Below are 4792 nucleotides of genomic sequence, written 5' to 3' on the forward strand. Positions count from 1 at the left end.
GCAAAAGTCTGTGCAAAAGTCGTAGTTGCCGCAGCATTCATTGGATTCGCCACCGATACAAGAAACAGATTCCGGTACACCGATTCAGGTGCATCAGATTCTATCACATTTTCAATAGAACCCGGAATAAAGTCGCCCGAGTTCCTTGGCTATATGGTTTGCGGACTTTTGCAGAAAATCCTGCATAGTCCGCTATCAATTCGCAGTTCTTCTTGCCCGCCGCATACAAACTAAACACAGCTGTCAACCTGTCAGCTACCCATTTTTATATATGAAAAACTTAGTTGATGGTGTAAGGTGCGATACTGCATATATTAAGTTTTACCCTTTTAGTTTGGGCTTTCAATCTGAGCGAATTCCAAACATGAGATTTCCTGATTTGTCTGTTGCTGATATAGATAAAAACATCTATAATTGGTTTAAAGAAAAAATAAAAGTCATAAATTTTGACAATCAAAATCGATCGAATAACGCTTTGTCTATTTCTAATCATATCGGTATGTGATTTAATGGAGATTTTGGCTCAAAATGTAATTTTGCACGTTATCAAAAACCCACAAATATTTTTGAACAAGCAGGGAAATTGTATATGGTAATTGATCCGAACTATATCCCTGAAAAGGATGAGTATGACAACTGGGTTCATCAAGAAGTGATAACAACAATAAAAGAAAAATTTAATTTCTTTATATATAGACATAATATTTGCTCCAAATTGAATTCTCCGGTGATTTTGAATAATGAATTTGAGAAACAGTTTTATGAGATGCAGTTTTCAACAAAAAAAGTAACGTGCATACACTTGGTTTTGATTTAAACATCCCAGGATTACAGAATTTGAATTTTAAGGAGGCCATGGAAGTTAGACGGTCTTCTTTTGAAAGTTTTCGTAGTTTTCAAAATGAGCTGCAAAATGATTCCATTTTGTTATCTTCAGTTAACGATGAAAAACAATATGACGAATTGATCACTGAAATTCAACATAAATATGAGAATGCTTCAAAAAACGTAACTAGTAAATTAGGGATGACAAAATCAATTGCATCTGATAATATTATAAATATTGCTATTGCCGCTATTTCTTACTATAACACCCCCTTACTTGCTACAGGAGTGATTTCTGGACTATCTTTACTCGATGCAATAAGAAAAGGTCGGAAAGATTATTTAAATACTGTTAAAAATCCTTTTTATTTCTACAAGAAAATCAAGCAGAGTTCTTCTAAAAATTAATTTCGTAGATTCAACAAAATTATCAATATTGCTTTTCAAAACATCATCATTACCACAAATCGACACAGGTCCTGCTGTAAGCTTCCCCATAATTGTCAGCTACCCTCGAAAACGCGCTGCAGAAGTACACCAAGCCGACGCTCCTCATCATCGACGAATGTCTGCCGTTCAAACTCCGCGAGAACGAGGCCAGGTTGCTACTGGAGGTAATCCACAAGAGACGCAAGAGGTCGTCGACCATATTCTGTTCCCAGTACGAGGAAAAGGACTGGTACAACCAGATATGCGACGGCGAAAGCACCCTTGCGGACGCCATCATGGACCGGATATCGTTCGACTCGTACAAGATAAACATCGAGTACATCGCCAAGTCGGTTGACAAGTCCATGAGGGAAGTGTATGGGTTGAACCCGTCGGAAGCCCAGTAGGACAAAAACAGGTGGCTCCGTCAGGCCGGACTAGTGGCACTCTCTTTTATAAGATCAAATTATTTTTTGGGGTCAACAAAAACTATTTTGACCAAGCCTTGGTTTAATGGCACTTATTACATTCTGGATCTTTTGACCGATATTTAGAAAGCCATTTATCATCCATTTGGTCACACGATTTTATTTGCATATTGTAACCATATTTTCGCGTATTAAACCAACCGATTATCTCTCTCAGCAGGTCCTTATAAGCCCGATGGACTTCCCAATCAAAAATCTTGTAATTCGTATACCTCGAATCGTGAGCCTTTCTTTCCAGAGATTTGTACAGGCGCAGCGTCTCTTTTAATCCATCAATATCACGCTTTTCCAGTTCGCTCTTACGGCTTTGGTGATTTTGGCAATGGACGTTTTCTAAACTAAGAACCGCCTCCATAGCATGTACCGCCGTATAAAACATAACAGTTATAGCCCAGTCATTGGAGTGTTCTAAAAGGAACGATGCCAAAAAATCAATATTATGTTGACAGTGTTCGCTATGTTCAACTAATGTAGGCAAATTAAAACCTCACAAGAGTCGGATAATCATTTTGCAATGCCGTTGCATTTAAGCGTTCATCTGACAGCAACCAATGAAATTCAACTTTTACTGAATTCTTAACAGCCCCTATTTCAGGGAAATTAAAACTGTACTCATGAACAAAATTTTCCTCCACTTCGAGTATTTCGGACTCAAGTGCTGAAAAACTTTTCATATCCTGTTCCGTCACTTCTTCATCGCTAGTTCTTTTATACACAAGCATCACTTTTACAACAGGATCAGCAAAAGGTATCCCCGCTCTAATTTGATTCAACCTCAACTCAGGGTGAATCTTAGATTTTTCCAATATTTGTTTTGCAACTTCGGAAGAAGCATTTACACACTCTTTCAAATAAGTTGTAAAGAATTCAAGAAAAGCCTTGCCTAAATTTTCCAAAGATGATACACGTTGCTCAAGCTTTTTATGCTTGTCATACCAAAAATTAAATATGGAAACAGGAACCTGTTCACCATATTTTTCAAACATTTTTCGTATTCCCGCAGAATTAAATTCGGCTTTTTCAAAAACATCACGATCCGCATCCAATTCTTCCAAAGATGCTTGAATGTCTTTTTTTAGAACAATCTCCGAAATCATGCGTCCAAATATACAAAAAAAACACTGAACAAATCCATCCGGCACCACCGGTCCGTCGATAGGAACTTTTTCCCATAGAATCAAGGCCATTAAGTTCAATTTCATGCATTCTTTGTCAATTTTTGCGTAATATCAGCCCCAAAGCACCCGAAAGAGAGGACGCCGCATCGTTTTTCGTCATTTTCTCAGCCCCACCAAAATCACCCCACTCCTTATCTTTTACATTTTCTGTAAAACGCAGTCCAATTCGCCACCCTGCATGGGGATATTCTCAAAACACGACAGAGGGGCGTAAGCCCCTCTGTTGTGTTCCTTCTACAGAATTTTCCCTAGCAGCTGGCGATAATCTGGTTCTCGAAGTGGGAATATCCGGTTTCTTCGTTGTCCCACATGATGCAGTTCTTCATCGTCAGGTTTTTGAGCTTGCAGTTGTCGCCGATAGTCACGTTCGGGCCGATGGTGCAGTTCTCGATGGTGACGTTCTTCCCGATGATGCACGGGGGAATCAGCCTGGCATTGTGAATGGAATCCCGCTGGTCGACGGCGGCGCGACTGACGTTGTTGAGTTCGTACTTGTTCTGCAGCAGCCCCATCCGGAGATTGGGACGTTCCCCGGCCAGGGCCGGGGGCGGGCTCTCGCGGCATAAAATTGCGGCCTAACGCCGCAATTTTTCCGCCTAGAGGGCCGAGTGCAGTTGACAAGCGGCCCTCCCGGCCCTTCGGGCTTCCATCCCTAACGCAGGCCACAGCCACTAAGGCAACAAGTTGCCAAGTGGCTGTAGGCCTAACATAATATGCAAACGAGCATCACCAAATAAACGCAGAGGCCTTCAGCCAAACTCCCTACCCGCAGTACACATTCATCAGCCGTTCATAATAGGCTTCTGCATTATACCTTTCCTGGGCGTTCTTTGCGATGGCGGCATAGTCAAATTCCGCAGCAAACATCTGCTCTATTTTAGCCTTCAAGTCTTCAACATCGCCCGAGACAAACGTCATGCCATTCGCGACGCCGTTCTCACCAGCATTTTGAGCTGTGCCGTTCTTACCAGCGGCATCCCCCGCACATCCCGATTCAGATATCAGTTCCGGAATTCCGCCAATCCTTGCACCCAGAACAGGAGTTCCAAGCGACTGCGACTCGATAACCGTCAGCGGGTTATTTTCGCTCCATTCAGCGGGCAACACCATGAAGCGCGCGCCCTCGAGAATCGGACGGAATTCGTCCCAGTTCTTTTGACCGACAAACTCAATATTTGCGTAATCCTTATACTGAGCCTGCAATTCAGGCAACATTTCTCCACCGCCAATCACAATCAGCTTGTACGGCAACTGCGCTGCAGCCTTGCACAAGGTCGGCACGCCCTTCACGGAATTCACGCGGCCAAGGAACACGTAGTAATCATCTTTTTTCAGGGACGGATTCTGCACCTTGCTCACATCAATAAAATTGCAGAGCACTTGCATCTTTTCGGCGGAGTAGCCGCCCTTCACCATCGTATCGGCAAGGAACTGCGACGGCGGCAGGAACTTGTCGGTACAGGCCTGCAGGCGGTCCTTGTTCCACTTCAGAATCTCGCGCCAGCCGATAATCGCGCCGGGAATATTCCCCGGCATGCACTTGTGGCGAATCACGGCCTTCTTGTCGGTAAAGCATTCCTCGCACCACTTGCCATCGCGAGTGCACGTATAGCAGGGGCAAACCAGCTTGGTATCGTGCAGGGTCCACACCACGCGGATTCCGCGGCCATGCGCAATCTCCGCAATCACCGGCGAAAGCTGCGTGTGAATGTTATTCAGGTGAACGACATCCGGCTTGAAATCATCAAGCAGGGCAGTCCACTTGCGGCGTACCTCGGCATCGCCGAACGGGCGCGTAAACGCCGCCAACTTGGACATGTTCTTGGGCCAGTACTTTTTCCAGGGACTATCCAGATTTTCGGGATAGTCCAT

The 4792-nt window shown here is 43.8% G+C and carries 8 protein-coding genes; 4 read left to right on the top strand and 4 right to left on the bottom strand.

Annotated elements, in window-relative coordinates; translation table 11 throughout:
- The 4 genes from B4A77_RS03115 to B4A77_RS03130 form a co-directional block, all read left to right on the top strand.
- Positions 1-234 (top strand): hypothetical protein (locus B4A77_RS03115; RefSeq protein ID WP_290738210.1); only part of this gene is annotated, 234 nt, incomplete at its 5' end.
- A 37-nt stretch (positions 235-271) separates the two neighbouring features.
- On the top strand, positions 272-505 hold the full coding sequence (locus tag B4A77_RS03120) for a hypothetical protein (RefSeq protein ID WP_290738213.1): 234 nt from the start codon (positions 272-274) through the stop codon (positions 503-505).
- Between the two features lie 287 nt (positions 506-792).
- Entirely contained in the window at positions 793-1233 is a 441-nt protein-coding gene (locus B4A77_RS03125) for a hypothetical protein (RefSeq protein WP_290738216.1), read from the top strand.
- A gap of 92 nt (positions 1234-1325) precedes the next feature.
- Entirely contained in the window at positions 1326-1661 is a 336-nt protein-coding gene (locus B4A77_RS03130; protein WP_290738220.1) for an ATP-binding protein, read from the top strand.
- Positions 1662-1764: 103 nt separating this feature from the next.
- On the opposite strand, the gene B4A77_RS03135 is transcribed toward B4A77_RS03130, so the two are convergent.
- The 4 genes from B4A77_RS03135 to B4A77_RS03150 all read right to left on the bottom strand — a co-directional run.
- Positions 1765-2169, bottom strand: coding sequence for a hypothetical protein (locus B4A77_RS03135; protein WP_290738223.1), 405 nt, complete (start codon positions 2167-2169; stop codon positions 1765-1767).
- Positions 2170-2221: 52 nt separating this feature from the next.
- The gene (locus tag B4A77_RS03140) at positions 2222-2929 is read right to left on the bottom strand and encodes a hypothetical protein (RefSeq protein ID WP_290738226.1); all 708 of its coding nucleotides are present in this window, start codon (positions 2927-2929) and stop codon (positions 2222-2224) included.
- Positions 2930-3168: 239 nt separating this feature from the next.
- Positions 3169-3432 (bottom strand): hypothetical protein, encoded by a 264-nt coding sequence (locus B4A77_RS03145; protein ID WP_290738229.1) that lies wholly within the window; start codon positions 3430-3432, stop codon positions 3169-3171.
- A gap of 250 nt (positions 3433-3682) precedes the next feature.
- Positions 3683-4792 (bottom strand): glycosyltransferase (locus B4A77_RS03150; protein WP_290738232.1); only part of this gene is annotated, 1110 nt, incomplete at its 5' end.

This window comes from Fibrobacter sp. UBA3718 (assembly GCF_002371935.1).
Classification (GTDB): Bacteria; Fibrobacterota; Fibrobacteria; order Fibrobacterales; family Fibrobacteraceae; genus Fibrobacter.